We start from the raw sequence: 1,307 nt of genomic DNA, 5'->3' as shown, positions 1-1,307 counted from the left end.
ACAGCGGATCCAAACACTGGTGTGTGGACAGTACCGAACCCAGGTAATTTACCAAATGGTGGTACGGTCACTGCGATTGCAACAGATCCAGCAGGTAACCCATCATTACCTGCCACAGGCGTTGTCGACACGGTTGCACCAGTTATTACGGTGGTGGATGAGCTCAGCAATGATGCTACTCCTGCTTTAAGCGGTACGGTAAATGATCCAGCTGCGAAAGTGGTGGTGACCGTTGATGGTGTGAACTATCCGGCCACCAACAATGGCAATGGCACCTGGACGCTGGCAGACAACACCTTACCAACATTGACCGATGGTCCACATACAGTTACCGTCACAGCAACAGATGCTGCAGGGAATGTGGGTACAGCGACAGGTACAGTTACGATTGATACCGTTGCACCGAATGCGCCAGTTGTGAATCCAATCAATGCGGTTGATCCGATTACCGGTACGGCAGAACCAGGTTCAACGGTGAAAGTAACCTTCCCGAATGGCAGTACCGAACAGGTGACTGCAGACCCAGTGACTGGGGTGTGGAGTGTACCGAATCCAGGTGGCTTGTTAAATGGTGAGGCGGTGACTGCGACAGCAACAGATCCGGCAGGGAATGTGTCCTTACCAGGTACAGGAATTGTAGATACGGTTGCACCAGATACCAGCTCAGTTGGATTTACGATCGATGCGGTCACTGCGGATAACGTACTGAATGCCGCAGAATCTACAGGCAATGTTACCTTGACCGGAACATTAACTGGTGTACCTGCTGATGCAGCGAAGACGGTAGTGACCATTATTGTTGATGGCGTGAGTTACACCGCTACAGTTAATGCGGCCAATGGCACCTGGAGTGTCAGTGTTCCAGGCAGTGGTTTAGTCGCAGATGCAGATAAAACGATTGATGCCAATGTTAAATTTACAGATGCAGCAGGTAATAGCAGCACAGTCACGACCACTCATGTCTATGATGTTGATGTGACAGCACCAAATGCACCAGTCGTGAATCCAATCAATGCAGTTGATCCGATTACTGGTACGGCAGAACCAGGTTCAACGGTGAAAGTAACCTTCCCGAATGGCAGTACCGAACAGGTGACTGCAGACCCAGTGACCGGGGTGTGGAGTGTACCGAACCCGGGTGGCTTGTTGAATGGTGAGGCGGTGACTGCGACAGCAACAGATCCTGCAGGGAATGTGTCCTTACCAGGTACTGGCCTTGTAGATACGGTGGCACCGATTGTTGCCTTGGACAATCTGTTAACCAATGACAGCACTCCGTTATTAACGGGTACAGTGAATGATCCAGC

Annotated in this window: 1 protein-coding gene; it reads left to right on the top strand. The window is 51.0% G+C overall.

The window, feature by feature from the left end:
* Positions 1–1,307, top strand: a 1,307-nt coding sequence (locus F907_RS17385; RefSeq protein ID WP_016651012.1) for an Ig-like domain-containing protein, incomplete at both ends; no start/stop codon positions are given.

The sequence above is a fragment of the Acinetobacter colistiniresistens genome (genome assembly GCF_000413935.1).
Classification (GTDB): domain Bacteria; phylum Pseudomonadota; class Gammaproteobacteria; order Pseudomonadales; family Moraxellaceae; genus Acinetobacter; species Acinetobacter colistiniresistens.
Note: the sequence above shows the minus strand (reverse complement) of the source record. Positions and strands in the feature narration are given on the sequence as shown.